At 62.6% G+C, this 15,960-nt stretch carries 16 protein-coding genes; 3 read left to right on the top strand and 13 right to left on the bottom strand.

All coding sequences use genetic code 11. The features are described 5' to 3' along the window. Together B7O88_RS01875 and leuS are read right to left on the bottom strand one after the other, a co-directional pair. On the bottom strand, nucleotides 1–546 hold the full coding sequence (locus B7O88_RS01875; protein WP_088273489.1) for an LPS-assembly lipoprotein LptE: 546 nt from the start codon (nucleotides 544–546) through the stop codon (nucleotides 1–3). Between the two features lie 20 nt (nucleotides 547–566). After that, the gene (gene leuS, locus B7O88_RS01880) at nucleotides 567–3,173 is read right to left on the bottom strand and encodes a leucine--tRNA ligase (protein ID WP_088273490.1); all 2,607 of its coding nucleotides are present in this window, start codon (nucleotides 3,171–3,173) and stop codon (nucleotides 567–569) included. Nucleotides 3,174–3,359: 186 nt separating this feature from the next. Between leuS and B7O88_RS01885 the strand changes: the two genes are divergently transcribed. Continuing rightward, nucleotides 3,360–3,626 carry a hypothetical protein gene (locus B7O88_RS01885; protein WP_088273491.1) on the top strand — a complete coding sequence of 89 codons (267 nt, stop codon included), beginning with the start codon at nucleotides 3,360–3,362 and terminating at the stop codon, nucleotides 3,624–3,626. On the opposite strand, the gene lnt is transcribed toward B7O88_RS01885, so the two are convergent. The 5 genes from lnt to miaB form a co-directional block, all read right to left on the bottom strand. Continuing rightward, nucleotides 3,579–5,099, bottom strand: a complete 1,521-nt coding sequence (lnt, locus tag B7O88_RS01890) for an apolipoprotein N-acyltransferase (RefSeq protein WP_088273492.1) — start codon at nucleotides 5,097–5,099, stop codon at nucleotides 3,579–3,581. The two genes, B7O88_RS01885 and lnt, sit on opposite strands and share 48 nt — an antisense overlap. Nucleotides 5,100–5,122: 23 nt before the next feature. After that, nucleotides 5,123–5,962, bottom strand: coding sequence for an HlyC/CorC family transporter (locus tag B7O88_RS01895; RefSeq protein ID WP_088273493.1), 840 nt, complete (start codon nucleotides 5,960–5,962; stop codon nucleotides 5,123–5,125). A 6-nt stretch (nucleotides 5,963–5,968) separates the two neighbouring features. Beyond that, entirely contained in the window at nucleotides 5,969–6,427 is a 459-nt protein-coding gene (gene ybeY / locus B7O88_RS01900) for an rRNA maturation RNase YbeY (RefSeq protein WP_088273494.1), read from the bottom strand. Further along, entirely contained in the window at nucleotides 6,417–7,430 is a 1,014-nt protein-coding gene (locus B7O88_RS01905; RefSeq protein WP_088273495.1) for a PhoH family protein, read from the bottom strand. Before B7O88_RS01905 ends, ybeY begins: the two co-directional genes overlap by 11 nt. Nucleotides 7,431–7,575: 145 nt before the next feature. After that, the gene (miaB, locus tag B7O88_RS01910) at nucleotides 7,576–8,901 is read right to left on the bottom strand and encodes a tRNA (N6-isopentenyl adenosine(37)-C2)-methylthiotransferase MiaB (RefSeq protein WP_088273496.1); all 1,326 of its coding nucleotides are present in this window, start codon (nucleotides 8,899–8,901) and stop codon (nucleotides 7,576–7,578) included. Nucleotides 8,902–9,044: 143 nt separating this feature from the next. On the opposite strand from miaB, the gene B7O88_RS01915 reads away from it, so the two are divergent. Next, on the top strand, nucleotides 9,045–9,374 hold the full coding sequence (locus B7O88_RS01915) for a DUF1820 family protein (protein WP_088273497.1): 330 nt from the start codon (nucleotides 9,045–9,047) through the stop codon (nucleotides 9,372–9,374). An 18-nt stretch (nucleotides 9,375–9,392) separates the two neighbouring features. Here B7O88_RS01915 and B7O88_RS01920 read toward each other — a convergent pair whose 3' ends face one another. From B7O88_RS01920 to B7O88_RS01940, 5 genes are read right to left on the bottom strand one after another with little or no spacing between them, the layout of a single operon-like run. Further along, on the bottom strand, nucleotides 9,393–10,001 hold the full coding sequence (locus B7O88_RS01920; protein ID WP_088273498.1) for a tetratricopeptide repeat protein: 609 nt from the start codon (nucleotides 9,999–10,001) through the stop codon (nucleotides 9,393–9,395). A 7-nt stretch (nucleotides 10,002–10,008) separates the two neighbouring features. Next, nucleotides 10,009–10,659, bottom strand: a complete 651-nt coding sequence (locus tag B7O88_RS01925; RefSeq protein WP_088273499.1) for a hypothetical protein — start codon at nucleotides 10,657–10,659, stop codon at nucleotides 10,009–10,011. After that, nucleotides 10,656–11,936 (bottom strand): glutamate-1-semialdehyde 2,1-aminomutase, encoded by a 1,281-nt coding sequence (gene hemL, locus B7O88_RS01930; protein ID WP_088273500.1) that lies wholly within the window; start codon nucleotides 11,934–11,936, stop codon nucleotides 10,656–10,658. Before hemL ends, B7O88_RS01925 begins: the two co-directional genes overlap by 4 nt. A gap of 11 nt (nucleotides 11,937–11,947) precedes the next feature. Beyond that, nucleotides 11,948–12,577: a thiamine phosphate synthase gene (gene thiE / locus B7O88_RS01935; protein WP_088273501.1), complete on the bottom strand. Its 630-nt coding sequence runs from the start codon at nucleotides 12,575–12,577 to the stop codon at nucleotides 11,948–11,950. After that, a complete protein-coding gene (locus tag B7O88_RS01940; protein WP_088273502.1) occupies nucleotides 12,574–13,374 on the bottom strand; it encodes a hydroxymethylpyrimidine/phosphomethylpyrimidine kinase in 801 nt (266 codons plus the stop codon). The genes thiE and B7O88_RS01940 overlap by 4 nt, the downstream gene beginning before the upstream one ends. Nucleotides 13,375–13,670: 296 nt before the next feature. Here B7O88_RS01940 and B7O88_RS01945 point away from each other — a divergent pair, with 296 nt between their 5' ends. Further along, complete coding sequence (locus B7O88_RS01945; protein WP_088273503.1) at nucleotides 13,671–14,093, top strand: Mpo1 family 2-hydroxy fatty acid dioxygenase; 423 nt, start codon at nucleotides 13,671–13,673, stop codon at nucleotides 14,091–14,093. Between the two features lie 345 nt (nucleotides 14,094–14,438). Here B7O88_RS01945 and B7O88_RS01950 read toward each other — a convergent pair whose 3' ends face one another. Further along, on the bottom strand, nucleotides 14,439–15,908 hold the full coding sequence (locus B7O88_RS01950) for a class I adenylate-forming enzyme family protein (protein WP_088273504.1): 1,470 nt from the start codon (nucleotides 15,906–15,908) through the stop codon (nucleotides 14,439–14,441). Between the last annotated feature and the right edge of the window lie 52 nt (nucleotides 15,909–15,960).

Below are 15,960 nucleotides of genomic sequence, written 5' to 3' on the forward strand. Positions count from 1 at the left end.
TCAGTTGCCCTGCTGGTCGAGACGCGATTCGCGGCTGGAAAGGTCGCCTTCGCTGATACTGGAGAGACGGAACAGCAATTGGCGAGTGAGGTCCTGACGCATTTCCCGGCGCAGCAGCTCCTCTTCCTCGGTGGTACCGATGATGTTGTCCTTGTCGTTGACGTAAATACGGCGTGTGGCCAGGGTTTCCGGACCGATCAGCGGGCGACCCTGACGGTCGGCGATCTGGAAGGTCAGGTTGCTGGTCAGCTCGTATTCTGCCGGAGTCGAGCTGCTGGTATAGCTTACTGCTCTGCGCTCCTGACCTTCGTTCAGCAGTTGCAGCCGGTAGGCTGCGGTCGGCGTGACCTGGACCCCGTCCACTTCCAGTGCCTCAAGCACTTGCTGATAGGTTCGGCCGTAGCGGTTTTGCGCCGTTACATCGAGTTGGGTCAGCTCGACGCTGTCGACACCGGTGCCGCGCAGGTGAAACCCGCAGCCGGAGGCGAGCAGGGTGGCGCCGAGAACGGCGCAGCTGAGCAGCAGGCGGGGGGTGGTCAGTGACATCTTGGCTCTCCGTTGCAAAATCAGTTGGCGACAATGTTGACCAGCTTGCCCGGGACGACGATCACCTTGCGGATGGTCAGGCCCTCGGTAAAGCGCAGCACATTCTCGTTTTCCCGCGCGGTGGCTTCAATCAGCTCGCGGCTGGCGTCGGCGGCGACTTCAATGTGACCGCGCAGCTTGCCGTTGACCTGAATAACCAGTTGCAGGCTGTCCTGTACCAACGCGCTCTCGTCGACGCTCGGCCAGCGCGCGTCGATGATCGCGTCGCTGTGACCCAATGCCTGCCAGAGACTGTGGCAGATGTGCGGGGCGATGGGCGCCAGTAGCAGGGCGACGGTTTCCAGGCCCTCCTGCATCAGGGCGCGGTCCTGCTCGGCGTCCTGCGGTGCCTTTTCCAGCACGTTCATCAGGGTCATCACGGCGGCGATGGCGGTATTGAACTTGTGGTGCTGGCCGATATCCTGGCTGGCCTGCTTGATGGCCAGATGGATGGCGCGGCGCACGGCTTTCTGCTCGTCGCTCAGGCTGCCGAGGTCGGCGTTTGCGGCCGGGCCCCTGGCATGGTGCTGCTGGCTCAGGCGCCAGACGCGGCGCAGGAAGCGCTGGGCGCCTTCAACGCCGGAGTCGGACCACTCCAGGCTCATGTCCGGCGGTGAGGCGAACATCATGAACAGGCGGCAGGTGTCGGCTCCGTACTGGTCGATCATGGCCTGCGGGTCAACGCCGTTGTTCTTCGACTTGGACATCTTCTCGGTGCCGCCGATCTCGACCGGCTGGCCGTCGCTGCGCAGGGTGGCAGCAACAATCTTGCCCTTGGCGTCGCGCTCGACATCCACATCGGCCGGGTTGTACCAGGTCTTGCTGCCGTTGGTTTCAAGGCGGTAGTAGGTGTCGGCCAGGACCATGCCCTGGGTCAGCAGGTTCTTGAACGGCTCGTTGCTGTTGACCAGGCCCTCGTCGCGCATCAGCTTGTGGAAGAAACGCGCGTAGAGCAGGTGCAAAATGGCGTGTTCGATCCCGCCGATGTACTGGTCCACCGGCAGCCAGTGATTGGCCGCAGCCGGGTCGACCATGCCCTTGTCATATTGCGGGCTGGCGTAGCGGGCGTAGTACCAGGAGCTTTCGACGAAGGTATCCATGGTGTCTGTTTCGCGCTTGGCGGCGGCGCCACACTTCGGACAGCTGCACTCATAAAATTCGGGCATCTTGGCCAGCGGGCTGCCGGCGCCATCGGGGATCACGTCTTCGGGCAGTACGACCGGCAACTGGTCATCCGGTACCGGTACGTCACCACAGCTGTCGCAGTGAATAATCGGAATCGGGCAGCCCCAGTAGCGCTGACGGCTGATACCCCAGTCGCGCAGGCGGAACTGGGTGCGTGGCTCGCCCAGGTCTTTCTGCTTCAGTACTTCACCAATGGCGGTAAAGGCGCTGTCGTAGTCCAGGCCGTCGAATTCTTCTGAGTTGATCAGCTCGCCCTTCTCGGCGTAGGCGTCCTGCCACGGCTCGGGTGTTTCGTCGCCGGCCGAAGTGCGGATCACCGGCTTGATCGGCAGGCGATATTTGCTGGCAAAGGCAAAGTCGCGCTCATCATGCGCCGGTACGGCCATGACCGCGCCTTCGCCATACCCCATGAGCACGTAATTAGCGACCCATACCGGCAGCTTCTCGCCGGTCAGCGGGTGCAGTACGTACAGCGGGGTCGGCAGGCCTTTCTTTTCCTGGGTAGCGATGTCGGCCTCGGCCACACCGCCACGCTTGCACTCGTCGATGAACGCTTGCAGTTCGGGGTTGTTCTGCGCGGCCTGGGTGGCCAGCGGGTGCTCGGCGGCAACAGCAACGTAGGTCGCGCCCATCAGGGTGTCCGGGCGTGTGGTAAAGACCTTCAGGGTGCCGTCGTGGCCGATGCTGGCGGTGTCGTACGGGAACTGGACTTCCATGCCGACCGACTTACCGATCCAGTTGCGCTGCATGGTCTTGACCTGTTCGGGCCAGCCGGTCAGCTCATCGAGTGAGCTCAGCAGCTCCTCCGCGTAGTTGGTGATCGCGAAGTAGTACATCGGGATCTCGCGCTTCTCGATCACGGCGCCGCTGCGCCAGCCCTTGCCGTCGATTACCTGCTCGTTGGCCAGAACAGTCTGGTCGACCGGGTCCCAGTTCACGGTACCGTTCTTGCGGTAGATGATGCCCTTCTCGAACAGGCGGGTGAACAGCCATTGCTCCCAGCGGTAGTAATCCGGCTTGCAGGTGGCAATCTCGCGCGACCAGTCGATTGCCAGGCCCAGGCTTTTCAGTTGGGTACGCATGTAATCGATGTTGGAGTAGGTCCAGGCAGCCGGAGCGACTTTATTGTTCATCGCTGCGTTTTCCGCCGGCATGCCGAAGGCGTCCCAGCCCATGGGCTGCAGTACGTTCTTGCCCTGCATGCGCTGGTAGCGGGCGATCACGTCACCGATGGTGTAGTTGCGCACATGCCCCATGTGTAGCTTGCCGCTCGGGTAGGGAAACATCGACAGGCAGTAGTAGGTGGCCTGGTCGGGGGTTTCGCTGACCTTGAATGCGTTGGCATTGTCCCAGTCGGTCTGGGCAGCGGCTTCAATCTCACTCGGTAAATACTGTTCTTGCATGGCGTGGGGTCTGGTGACTCGTGGTGACGTGAAAAAGTAATGGGGCAGGATACACCACCCGGCGCTCATCAGGTAGTCACATGCCATTCGTCGCCGGCTCGGTAGACACCCGGTCGGTGGGTCTATTCTCTAGGTGGGAAGGCAGGTCACCGGGGCTTGCTCCAGGCTACTGCGGGAGGGTGCGAGATGTGTGGCGGATTGCCTTCGGTGGTGGCTCGACAGCCACAGGACAGTGCCTATGGTCGTCTGTTGAGACGGCTGGACCAGGCGCTGGATATGGCGCACACCCGGCAATGGCTCAGTGGCTATCCGGAATTGCCGAGTGAACTCGAGCTGCAGGGGCTGAGCCCCGAGGAGATGGCGCTGCTGCAGCAGATTCTGGTCGCCATCTCCACTCGCACGCCGCTACCGGGCGTGACGCCGGCGCCAGGCAACGGGCAGCAGTATTGCTAGTGCCATAACGATCAGCGGCCAACTGCGCCAGCGCAGATAGGGCGTTTGCCCTTGCATGGGCTGCACCTCGCCGATCAATACCTCCTGCTGAAACTGCGCAATCCGCTGGCGAATGATGCCGCGCGGATCGATCAGCGCGGTCACGCCATTATTGGTCGCACGGATCATCCAGCGCTGGCTTTCGATAGCGCGCATCTGCGCCATCTGCAGGTGCTGGAGCGGGCCGATGGAAGAGCCGAACCAGCTGTCGTTGCTGATAGTGATCAACAGGTCGCTCCGGGCGGCGAGCTTGGCGGCAAAATCGGGGTAGACCGCTTCGTAGCAGATCAGTGGAGCCAGTTGGTAACCGGCGGCCTGCAGCGGCGGCTGATCGGCCGGGCCGCGACTGAAGCTGGACATCGGCAGGTTGAAAAAGTCGATCAGGCCGCGCAGCAGGCTTTCCAGTGGCACGTACTCGCCAAAGGGTACCAGCTTCTGTTTCAGGTACTGGCTGCGGGGCTCGCTGCCACCAACCATGATGCCATTGTAGATGCGCATGCCATGCTCATCGTGGGTATCGACCGGGATGCCGGTGATGAGGGTGCGGCCTTGTTGCGCCAGATTGGCGGCGATGCCATCGACGAAGTACAGCGATTGGCTCTGCAGGACCGGTACCGCGGTTTCCGGCCAGACCACCAGATCGGTTGGCGGTTGGGCGTAGGTCAGGTCACGGTACAGTTCCAGTGTGTGGGTAATGTAGGCCGGGTCCCACTTGTTGGCCTGCTCGATGTTGGCCTGCACCAGATTGACGCTCAGGCGCTTGCCGACTGGCCGGGTCCAGTCGACGTATTGCAGCAGCAGGCCGCCGCCCCAGAACAAGCCGACCAGGGCAGCAACGGCCGCCGCCTGCAGCGGGCGTCGCAGCAGACGCCACTCGGTCAACAGGCAGGCGCTCAGCACTGATATCACGCCGAGCAGCCAGACGCCGCCAATCGGCGCCCAGCCGGCCAGCGCGCTGTGGGTGTGCGCATAGCCGTGATAGAGCCAGGGGAAGCCTGTGAGGAACCAGCTGCGGAACATTTCCTGGGCAAACCACAGCAGGGCGAAACACAGGCTGGCGAGCCACGGGCCCTGCGGGCGCAGAAAACGCACCCACAGCCAGGCCATCAGTGCAAAGAAGCAAGCCAGTCCCAGTTCCAGTCCGCCGGTCAGCAAGGCGGCCAGCGGCGGTGAGGCATTGCCGTGGACGTGGATGCTGATATAGATCCAGGAAACGCCGGAGACGAACAGCCCCAGCCCCCAGGCGCCACCGCGCAGGGCGGCCTGCTTTGGCGTGACGTCCTTCAACCCCTGATACAGCAGGGCCACCGAGAGCATGCCCAGCGGCCAGATGTTGTAGGGGGCAAAGGAGAGGGTGCTGAGCGCGCCGGCGACCAGCGCGATCAGGTGGCCGACAAGGCCGGGGCCGCGCAGGCGGCTGAGCAGGGCATGCATGGAGATGTCCTTATCGGTGCCGGCTAGCGGTTGACCAGGGTGACGCGCAGCAGATGAACCCGGCGGCTGTCGGCGTTCAGCACGCGAACCCGGAAACCGTCCAGCTCGACCACTTCATTGCGTTTGGGCAGATGGCCGAAGGCGTTCATGACCAGCCCGCCAACGGTATCGAACTCTTCGTCGGAGAACTCGGTTTCGAAGTGTTCGTTGAACTCCTCGATGGGGGTCAGGCCCTTGACCAGATAATCACCACTGGGCAGCGGTTTGATCTGGCTGTCCTCGTCAACATCATGCTCGTCTTCGATGTCGCCGACGATCTGCTCCAGCACGTCTTCGATGGTTACCAGGCCGGATACGCCGCCGTATTCATCGATGACAATGGCCATGTGATTGCGGGTGGCACGGAACTCCTTGAGCAGCACGTTGAGACGCTTGGATTCCGGTACAAAGGTCGCGGAACGCAGGATGTCCTTGATGTTGAAGCGCTCGGTGTTCTCTTCCAGCAGCAGCGGCAGCAGGTCCTTGGCGAGCAGAATGCCGAGCACATCATCGACGTTCTCGCCGATGACCGGAAAGCGCGAGTGGGCGGCTTCGATCACTGCGGGCAGAAATTCGCGCGGACTGTGGCTTGCCTTGATGGTAGTCATCTGCGAGCGCGGCACCATAATGTCGCGGACCTGCATGTCCGACACCTGGAGCGCACCTTCGATGATCGACAGGGCCTCGATATCCAGAACCTCGTTACTGTGCGCCTCGCGCAGCAGCTCGAGCAGTTCCTGGCGGTTCTTGGGTTCATGGACAAAAGCCTGGACCAGTTTATCCAGCCACGACTTATGCCCGTTGGTCGATCGATCTTCGCTCATTGGTCCTTACTCATCATCTTCAAGGTAGGGGTCGGCTATGCCGAGTTCTGCCAGCAATTCCCGTTCCAGGGCTTCCATCTCTTCTGCATCGGCGTCTTCGATGTGATCGTAGCCGAGCAGGTGCAGGCAGCCGTGGATGACCATGTGCGCCCAGTGCGCGAGCAGGGGTTTGCCCTGCTCGTCAGCTTCACGGGCGACTACGGGGGCGCAGATCACCAGGTCGCCAAGCAACGGCAGGTCAAGTTCGGGGGGCAGGTCGGCAGGAAAGGACAATACGTTGGTGGCGTAGTCCTTGCCGCGATAGGTGCTGTTCAGCTGGCGGCCCTCATCGGCGTCCACCAGACGGATGGTCAGTTCTCGGTCGGTGCCGGTACCCAGGGCCAGCCCGACCCAGCGTATGAAGCTGTCGTCGTCGGGCTGATCGGGTGCGCTGGAGGCGCGCTGAATGTCGAGCTCAATGCTCATTGCGGCGCTCCTTGCGGGCTGCTTCCTGCAGCGCGTCGAAGCGGTCGTAGGCCTCGACGATACGCTGGACCAGCGGGTGGCGCACCACGTCCTTGGACTCGAAGTGGGTGAAGCCAATGCCCTTGACATCTTTCAGCACTTCGGTGACGTGGGCCAGGCCCGAGCGGGTGCCGCGGGGCAGGTCGACCTGGGTAATGTCGCCGGTGATCACCGCGGTCGAGCCGAAGCCGATACGGGTCAGGAACATCTTCATCTGTTCCAGTGTGGTGTTCTGCGACTCGTCGAGAATGATGAAGCTGTTGTTCAGGGTACGGCCACGCATGTACGCCAGCGGCGCGATCTCGATCACCTGCTTTTCGATCAGCTTGGCAACCTGCTCAAACCCGAGCATCTCGTACAGGGCGTCGTAGAGCGGGCGCAGGTAGGGGTCGATTTTCTGCGCCAGGTCACCGGGCAAAAAACCCAGCTTCTCGCCGGCTTCTACCGCCGGACGTACCAGCAGGATGCGCCGAATCTGCTCGCGCTCCAGTGCATCGACCGCGCAGGCCACCGCCAGATAGGTCTTGCCGGTGCCGGCCGGGCCGATGCCGAAGTTGATGTCATGCTCCAGAATCGAGCGCACGTACTTCTGCTGATTCGGGCCGCGCGGCTGGATGCTCATCTTGCGCGTGCGCAGGATTACCGGCTTGTGGTCTTCACCATTGCTGAGGCTTTCGCCCAGGCTTTCCAGTCCCGATTCCTGCAGATACAGGTGCACGGTATCCGGGCTCAGGTCATCGGTATTGCGGGTTTCGCGATACAGCTGACGCAGCACGGCTTCGGCAGAGCGGGTCAGGGAATCGTCGCCAATCAGCTCGAAGTGGTTGCCGCGGTTGCGGACTTCGATGCCGAGGCGTTGTTCGATCAGGCGGAGATTTTCATCGAACTGGCCGCAAAGGCTGGCGAAGCGGCGGGGGTCGACAGGTTCGATACTGAAGCGATGGATATGCTGGGGCGCGTTCAAAATGGTCCGTTGGTCGCCATATGGCACTGAGAAGCGCACAGGATAGCGCGCAAATATCCCGCTGCAAAGACCCGCCTATCCATACCTGTCACTGGGTTATCAGCACAACGGTGGCGGTTTTGCAGCGGGGGCGGGGCACACCTGCTCAGTGTGCCGTGTTGCTGATCAGGGTCCCGCGCAGTGAGTGCGGCAGCGCTTCTTCGATCCGGACGTCGACGAACTGGCCGATCAGGCCGGGGTTGTCGCAGCGGAAATTGACCACCCGGTTGTGCTCGGTGCGGCCCTGCAGCATGCCCGGGTCCTTCTTCGAGAAGTCGCTGACCAGAATGCGCTGGGTAGTGCCGACCATGCGGCGGCTGTTCTCGAAGCCCTGCTGGTTCAGGCGTGCCTGAAGAATCTGCAGGCGCTGCTTCTTGGTCTCCATTGGCGTGTCATCATTCAGATCGGCCGCCGGCGTGCCGGGACGGGCGCTATAGATGAACGAGTAGGAGAAATCGAAGCCGACGTCCTCAACCAGTTTCATGGTCTGCTCGAAATCACGGTCGGTTTCACCCGGGAAGCCGATAATGAAGTCCGAGCTGAGGATAATATCCGGCACCGCGGCTTTCAGCTTGCGGATGCGCGACTTGTATTCCAGCGCGGTGTGGTTGCGCTTCATCGCCGCCAGTACCCGGTCGGAACCCGATTGCACCGGCAGATGCAGGTACTTCACCAGTTTCGGAATCTCGGCGTGGGCCTGAATGATGGCGTCGGAAAATTCCAGCGGGTGGCTGGTGGTGTAGCGAATGCGCTCAATCCCGTCGATCGCCGCCACGGCGTGCAGCAGGTCGGCAAAGTCGGTACCGTCAAAACGGTAGCCATTGACGTTCTGACCCAGCAGGGTGACTTCCTTGACGCCGTTCTCGGCCAGGTGAACGATCTCGGCCAGCACGTCGGCCAGTGGGCGGCTGACTTCCTCGCCACGGGTGTAGGGCACCACGCAGAAGCTGCAGTACTTGCTGCAGCCTTCCATGATCGATACGAAGGCCGTCGGGCCGTCTACGCGCGGCTCGGGCAGGGCGTCGAACTTCTCGATCTCGGGGAAGCTGACATCCACCTGCGGCTGCTGGGTGGTGCGCGCGGCGTTGATCATCTCAGGCAGGCGGTGCAGAGTCTGCGGGCCGAAGACGACGTCAACGTAGGAGGCGCGATCGCGGATGGCGGTACCTTCCTGGCTGGCGACGCAGCCGCCAACGCCGATGATCAGCTCCGGGTTCTTCTCTTTAAGCGGGCGCCAGCGGCCCAGCTCGGAGAAAACCTTTTCCTGAGCTTTTTCACGGATCGAGCAGGTGTTGAGCAGGATGACATCCGCCTCATCGGGGTTGTCGGTCAGCTCCATTGCCTGATGTTCGCCGAGCAGGTCTGCCATGCGCGAGCTGTCATACTCGTTCATCTGGCAACCGTGGGTCTGAATAAAGAGTTTCTTGGCCATGGGATTGTGCTGGGGGCTAGCTGGGAAAAGGGGCGATTATACACACATCTGCTTCTGCCGCCCCCTGTGCTATGATGCGCGCCCGCCGAGCGGCTGATGCCACGGTGTCCTTCCACGTTTTTCAAGGTGTTGATCAACCCGTCATGAGCAAAGAAAAGCAACCGGTTTTCCGGGTCATCTTCCAGAACCAGGGACAGGTGTTCGAGCTTTACGCCCAGCAGATCTTTCAGAGCGAGCTGTGGGGGTTCATGGAAATTGAAGAGCTGATCTTCGGCGAGCGGTCACAGATGCTGGTCGATCCGGCCGAAGAGAAACTGAAGAATCAGTTTGAAGGGGTCAAGCGCAGCTTCATTCCCGTGCACTCGATCATTCGTATTGACGAAGTTGAACGCGTCGGCACGCCAAAAATCACTGACGCCCAGGGCGGCAGCAACATCATGCATTTCCCGATGCCGCCGCGTAACGACAGCTGACAGACTCATGCAGCAGCCTCAAGGCTGCTGGAGTTCCTGATCCGCCTGGCCGGTATCGCCGGGCAGCTCGTCGGGAACGCCCGGCGCCATCGTGCCACTGAGCTGTTCCTCGCGAATCTGCGCCAGATAGTCCCGGAACAGGGTGCCGAGCACGTGGTTGGCCACCTGAACTTCCTGTGCGTCCATCTCTTGTGCGACCAGGTCAGCAGCATCCATGGCGTCATCGTTGCCGTTGACGGCAGCCATCTTGAGGATGATGTAGGCCTGCGGCAGGTTGCGCGGGATGCCTTCGCCGTTGAAGTGCATCATACCCAGAAGGTACTGGGCTCTGGGCTCTCCCTGGATTGATGCCTTTTCCAGCCACTGCAGCGAGGTCGCATAGTTCCGCTCTACGCGCTCACCCTTGTAGTACAGCTGGCCCAATTCGAATTGTGCCTGCATGTCGCCGCCGTCGGCCGCGCGCTGGCATGCGTCCAGCGCCAGCGGCAGGCTTTCATCGTCAACCCGTTCAAAGGCGCAGCGGTCGTCGGCACTGATCAGTAGCGGGTTATCCGACTCTGCCAGCAGGGTGGACGCCGGCAGCATAAGCAGGCCGGTAAGGACAGCGGGCGTAAGCAGGCGTTGCATGACGGGATCAGGGCCTCGGCTGGTGATCGTCGGGTTCAGGTTGTGATCTATTGTGCGCCTGTTCACTCAACAGGCCAACTGTCACTGCCGCTCCCAGCAGGGCAGGGAATAGCAGAAGCAGTGTGTCGCCCGGAACAAACAGGTCAGCCAGGGGAGCTGCGCCCGGTTGCAGCAACGGTGTCAGCGTGCCGACGGCGCAGAGGGCCACGAAGGGCAGTGGTCGTCGGTCTTGCCGTGCGACCAGAAGGCAACCAGCGAGCATCACCAGCAACGCGGCGCTGTTGATCACCCACTGGTAGCCGAACAGCTGGTCCATCCGGCGCAGCAGTTCAAAGGCGGCCATCAGGCCGAGCAGGATGCGGCCCCAGGCTGCCGGCTGCCATTGCAGGCCGCGGCCAAGGTAGAACGCGGCCAGACCCAGTAACGGCAGGCTGAGGTTCTGCGCCGCCAGCCCGAGTATGCGCTGGGTATGTTCCAGCTCCTTTGCGAGTGAGCCAAGGCTCAGCAGCAGGCTGGCTGCGGCAGCCAGACCCAGCCCCAGCAAAGCGGCTGTCATGGCCCCTCGAGCCGCGGCAGACAGCGGCCTGCGCTGTCGCCACAGCCAGAAGCTGGCGGCGATCAGCAGCAGGGTCAGCAGGCCGTAGGCGAGCTGGCTCATAGCGCGGCGAAGGCCTTCTCGGCCGCATCCAGAGTCAGCTTCAGCTCGGTTTCGCCGTGGGCGATCGAGGTAAAGCCGGCCTCGAAGGCACTGGGTGCCAGATAGACGCCGCCATCGAGCATCAGGTGGAAGAACTTCTTGAAGCGCTCTACGTCGCTGGCCATAACATCTTCAAAGGTGACGATGTCATCGGCGCCGGAGAAGTACAGGCCGAACATCGCGCCCGCCTGAGTGGTCACGAAGGGCACACCCGCGGCATCGGCGCGCTCCTGCAGGCCAGCCAGCATGCGGCTGGTGTAGGCGCTTACCTCGTCATGGAAGCCGGGACGCTTGATCAGGCGCAGGGTGGTCAGGCCGGCTGCCATCGCCAGCGGATTACCGGACAGGGTGCCGGCCTGGTAGACCGGGCCGAGCGGGGCGATGCATTCCATCACTGCGCGCTTGCCGCCGAAGCAGCCGACCGGCATGCCGCCGCCGATGATCTTGCCGAAGGTGGTCAGATCCGGGGTGACGCCGTAGTGCGCCTGGGCGCCGCCGAGAGCCACGCGGAAACCGGTCATCACCTCGTCGAAAATCAGCACCACGCCGTGCTCGTCGCAGGCCTCACGCAGCCCCTGCAGGAAGCCGGGCGCTGGCGGCACGCAGTTCATGTTGCCGGCAACCGGCTCGACGATGATGCAGGCGACTTGCTGGCCGACGTCGGCCAGGGTCTTGCGTACGGCTTCGATGTCGTTGAACGGCAGGGTCAGGGTGTGCTTGGCAAAATCGGCTGGCACGCCGGCGGAGCTGGGCACGCCCTGGGTCAGCAGGCCGGAACCGGCCTTGACCAGCAGGCTGTCGGAGTGACCGTGGTAGCAGCCCTCGAACTTGATGATGCTGTCGCGGCCGGTGTAGCCACGGGCCAGGCGGATGGCACTCATGGTCGCTTCGGTGCCGGAGCTGACCATGCGCACCATATCCATCGACGGTACCAGCGAGCAGACCAGTTCGGCCATCTCTGTCTCCAGCGCAGTCGGCGCGCCGTAGGACAGGCCGTGCTGCAGTTGATTGCGCACTGCGTCCAGCACCTCTGGGTGGCTGTGGCCGAGGATCATCGGACCCCAGGAGCCGACGTAGTCGACATAGCGCTTGTCGTCTTCATCAATGACGTAGGCGCCCTCGGCGTGCTTGAAGAACAGCGGGGTGCCACCGACGCTCTTGAAGGCGCGGACCGGTGAATTGACGCCTCCCGGGATGTGTTTCTGGGCGCTGGCAAACAGGGATTCGGAACGGGACATGATCAGGTCTCTCAGGATGCGTGAATGAGTTGGCTGAACTGACGGGCGCGTTGCTGCACCGTCTCAGCGTCGGGAGCGCCGAACAGACCGTTGATCACGGCCAGATAATCGGCGCCGGCGTCAAGCAGGGGCGACGCGTTGTCCAGGGTGATGCCGCCAATGGCGACAATGGGTACGGAAAATCGCTGGCGGGCTTCGCGCAGCAGCGCGGGCGTTGCTGCCGGTGCGCCCGGTTTGGTCATGGAGTTGAAAAAGCGGCCAAAGGCGATATAGCTGGCGCCGTCAATCAGCGCGCGTTCGGCCAGTTGCAGGCTGGCGTGGCAGGTGCCGCCGATCAGCGCTTGCGGGCCGAGCTGCTGGCGTGCCTCACTCAGGGAGCCGTCTTCCTGGCCCAGATGCAGGCCCACGCCCAGCTGGTCGGCCAGCGCCAGATCATCGTTGATCAGCAGTTGGCAATCATGCGCACGGCATAGCTCGGCAAGCTGGCTTGCTTCGGCCAGCCGCTTGTCGGCATCACCGGACTTGTCGCGGTACTGCAGCCAGCGGGCGCCGCCGATCAGCGCGGCTTCGACATAGGGCAGCAGCTTGCCGTCTGTCAGCAGGGCGCTGTCAGTAATGGCGTAAAGGCCGCGCTCGCTCACGAGCAGAAGTCCAGCGGCAGGCGGCGCGGCACGTACTGGCCATGGCCAGGCTGTTCGGCGTCGCGCAGGGTGCGCCAGGTGTAGTCGAGTGACGAGCGCACCGCGCTGACCAGCTCTTCGCCGAGCGCCAGACGGCCTGCCAGCGTACTTGCCAGCGTGCAGCCGGAACCGTGATAACTGCCGGGCAGACGCGGGCAGGTGAAGTCGTGCTGGCTGCCATCGGCGCAGTACAGGCGATTGTGGATTTCGGCCTCGTCGCCATGACCGCCGGTGATCAGCAGGTGGCGAATATGGGGCAGCAGCTTGGCCGCGCACTCATCGGCGCTGCCGTCCGGCAGCTCCGCCAGAATGCGCGCCTCGGGCAGGTTCGGGGTAGCAATGGCGGCGACCGGGAACAGGCGCTCGCGAATGGCAAACCCAACATCATCCTTGCCCAGCGAACCGCCACCTCCGGCACGCAGCACCGGGTCGCAGACCAGCGGCACATTGGGCAGACGCAACATCAATTCCAGTACGGTGTCGGCCATTTCGACCGAGCCGAGCATGCCCAGTTTCACCGCCGAAACCGGCATGTCGCTGATGACCTTGTTGGCCTGGGCCAGCACCCACTCGCGGTCGAGCACACGGAAGTCGCTGACATCAACCGTGTCCTGCACGGTAAGCGCGGTCACTGTTGGCGCCGCGTGGCAGCCCTGCGCAATCAGTGCCTCAATGTCGGCCTGCAGGCCTGCGCCGCCGCTCGGATCATGGCCGGAAAGGCATAGAACGACGGGCTTGAACGGGTTGGGTTGGGTCATGGCAAGTTGTTCCGCGTGCTGACAGGCGTTTGACCAGCGCGGTGTGCGCCCCGAGCTGGCATGACAGCGCGCTAGCATACCATCTTGCCCGCGTGGCGGGGTGAGCAGGCGTCTCGCCTCTAGGCGGGTGTTCGCACTGCAGGCGCGCAGCCGAGACCAGATCTTCGACCGGTGGCCGCGCTCCGTTCCCAGCCAAGGCTACTCTGGCGCGCTTTGACACTGCCGCTGAGAGCATGGATAGCTACACTTGAAGGCAGCCTTGATAAACGAAAACCGCACAATAATGAAGGTGACCTATGAAAGCCATTGACCAATGGTTTGACGAGTACGGTGAAAGCCACCGCAACCCGTTCAACAAGCTGACGCACTGGATCTGTGTGCCGCTGATTACGTTCAGTGTGCTCGGTATGCTGTGGGCTATTCATCCGTGGGTAGCGATGGGGGCCGTAGCTGCAGCATTGGTATTCTATGTGCTGCTGTCCTGGCAGATTGCACTGGCGATGCTGGTGGTCAGCTTACTGATGCTGCTGGGACTAAGCCTGATGACTCACGTGTTCTGGTGGTCGTTGGGGATCTTTGTGCTGGCCTGGATTGGTCAGTTCATAGGGCATCATGTGGAGGGCAAGAAACCGTCGTTCTTCAAGGATGTGCAGTTTCTGCTGATTGGCCCGGCCTGGTTGCTGGGCTTTGTATTCCGCTTGTTTGGCGTGCGCTATTGATTGTTGCTGCCGATCAAAGGGCGCCATTGGCGTAATGCTGTTCAGTTAGACTTTTTCATGAGCTGTACCGGCCTTGAGGGAGGCGTTTTGCTGGACGGATACGGCATGTCGTGCTGGTGCGAACACTACCGCTGCAGGGACAGGCTTGGGCATGTTGCATCTCCCCGAGCCTTGTGGACGCGACGTGTCGCGTCCCTACGAACGCCATAACCACAACTCCGTAGTAGGGACACGGCATGCCGTGTCCGTAAGGTCCCTGCTACAGCGCGCGGTAGCGAGTAATCCGAGGGCCTTGGATTTCTCAGCTTAAGTGGACAGCATTACGTCATTGGCGCCCTTTTTGGTTTACGACAGCTGGTGTTTCATCACCTTGCCGTTGGCATTGCGCGGCAGCGCTGAAGCCTGGCCGTACAGGCGTGGGCGCTTGTAGTCGGCCAGCAGCGGTTCCAGATAGGCGCTCAGCTCGGCGTGCAGGTCGGCGAGCGGCTCGCGCAGCACGACGACCGCCTTGACGGTTTCGCCCCACTGCGGATGCGGTACGCCAAATACCGCGACTTCGACGATATTCGGGTGGGCTTCCAGCGCCACTTCGATCTCTCGCGGGTAGACGTTTACGCCACCGGAGATGATCAGCTCCTTGGCGCGCCCAAGCACCCAGTAATAGCCCTCGGCGTCGCGGCGGGCGAGATCGCCAGAGTCCAGCCAGCCGTCGCTGTGCAGGCATTCGGCGGTCGCTTCCGGCTTGTTCCAGTAGCCAAGCATCATGCCTTCGGTACGAATCTGGATCTGGCCGGTGCATTCGCCAGCAAGCTCGTTACCCTGTTCATCGACCATCCGCAGCTCGGTGTGCAACGCGCCGCGGCGGCCGATCGAGCCGGCTTTGCCGGGGTGCTCCTCCGGCAGCATGATGGTGCCGCTCGGCCCGGCCTCTGTGAGGCCGTAGACGCAGTACAGACGGTCGGTGTTCATCCGTTGGGCGATCAGTTGCAGCTGCTCGGTTGACAGTGGCCCGCCGCCGTAGATCCAGTACTGCATGGAGCTGATGTCGCGCTCGGCAATATCCGGCTGCTGCGCGGTCATCATGAAGGCGACCGGAGCGCCGAAGAAGTGCGTGGTGCGCTCCTTCTCGACGGTATCCAGCAGCAGCGTGGGGTGGAAATCGGGCAGTACCACGTGGGCTGCGCCGACGTAGGTGCCGCCGAGCAGGAAGACGTTAAGCGGCGCCGAGTGGGTCAGCGGCATCATGTGCAGCATGCGGCTGTGCGGGCGCATGTTCATTTCCAGCGCCGAGGCGTTGGCGACGGTCAGCAGCGCGTGGTGGTGGAACAGCACGCCCTTGGGCTTGCCCGTGGTACCGGAGGTGTAGAGCAGGGTGCAAGGCTGGTCGGCCGGAATCTCGGCGACGTCCCAGCGGCTCTGCATGTCCAGTACCTGGGCGCCCGGCTGATCCAGACGCAGGCAGGGAGCCAGAGTGCTGGCGCGCTCGGCGTGGTCGCCCTGAGCGATGACCAGACGTGCGTCGCAGTCGCCGAGGATGTATTCCAGCTCGGCAGTAGTCAGGCGCGCATTGACCGGAACGACAATCGCACCGAGGTTAATAACGGCAAAGTAGCCCAGCACCCAGCTGTAGCTGTTGGGCATGTACAGTGCGACGCGGTCGCCGCTGCCGATCTGGTACTGCTCGTGCAGATGGGCAGCCAGACGCAGGCTCTGGTCATGCAGTTCGGACCAGCTCAGGCGGCAGTCTGCGGTGATCAGGGCTTCGCCCTCGGGAAACTTGCGGGCGTTGACCGCGAGCAGTTTGGGAATGTTCATGGGGTATCCATCCTGTTGTTGTCGTTAGGTGATGGGGTCTTGCTGTTCGGGT

The organism is Halopseudomonas aestusnigri (genome assembly GCF_002197985.1).
In the GTDB taxonomy this organism is placed as follows: domain Bacteria; phylum Pseudomonadota; class Gammaproteobacteria; order Pseudomonadales; family Pseudomonadaceae; genus Halopseudomonas; species Halopseudomonas aestusnigri.

What these genes read in the sequence shown, in the direction of transcription:
- B7O88_RS01950 (WP_088273504.1), bottom strand. Translation starts at nt 15,908, where the DNA reads ATGAACATTCCCAAACTGCTCGCGGTCAACGCCCGCAAGTTTCCCGAG.
- B7O88_RS01885 (WP_088273491.1), top strand. Translation starts at nt 3,360, where the DNA reads ATGTGTGGCGGATTGCCTTCGGTGGTGGCTCGACAGCCACAGGACAGT.
- B7O88_RS01945 (WP_088273503.1), top strand. Translation starts at nt 13,671, where the DNA reads ATGAAAGCCATTGACCAATGGTTTGACGAGTACGGTGAAAGCCACCGC.
- B7O88_RS01920 (WP_088273498.1), bottom strand. Translation starts at nt 10,001, where the DNA reads ATGCAACGCCTGCTTACGCCCGCTGTCCTTACCGGCCTGCTTATGCTG.
- hemL (WP_088273500.1), bottom strand. Translation starts at nt 11,936, where the DNA reads ATGTCCCGTTCCGAATCCCTGTTTGCCAGCGCCCAGAAACACATCCCG.
- B7O88_RS01940 (WP_088273502.1), bottom strand. Translation starts at nt 13,374, where the DNA reads ATGACCCAACCCAACCCGTTCAAGCCCGTCGTTCTATGCCTTTCCGGC.
- lnt (WP_088273492.1), bottom strand. Translation starts at nt 5,099, where the DNA reads ATGCATGCCCTGCTCAGCCGCCTGCGCGGCCCCGGCCTTGTCGGCCAC.
- leuS (WP_088273490.1), bottom strand. Translation starts at nt 3,173, where the DNA reads ATGCAAGAACAGTATTTACCGAGTGAGATTGAAGCCGCTGCCCAGACC.
- B7O88_RS01875 (WP_088273489.1), bottom strand. Translation starts at nt 546, where the DNA reads ATGTCACTGACCACCCCCCGCCTGCTGCTCAGCTGCGCCGTTCTCGGC.
- miaB (WP_088273496.1), bottom strand. Translation starts at nt 8,901, where the DNA reads ATGGCCAAGAAACTCTTTATTCAGACCCACGGTTGCCAGATGAACGAG.
- B7O88_RS01895 (WP_088273493.1), bottom strand. Translation starts at nt 5,962, where the DNA reads ATGAGCGAAGATCGATCGACCAACGGGCATAAGTCGTGGCTGGATAAA.
- B7O88_RS01915 (WP_088273497.1), top strand. Translation starts at nt 9,045, where the DNA reads ATGAGCAAAGAAAAGCAACCGGTTTTCCGGGTCATCTTCCAGAACCAG.
- B7O88_RS01925 (WP_088273499.1), bottom strand. Translation starts at nt 10,659, where the DNA reads ATGAGCCAGCTCGCCTACGGCCTGCTGACCCTGCTGCTGATCGCCGCC.
- ybeY (WP_088273494.1), bottom strand. Translation starts at nt 6,427, where the DNA reads ATGAGCATTGAGCTCGACATTCAGCGCGCCTCCAGCGCACCCGATCAG.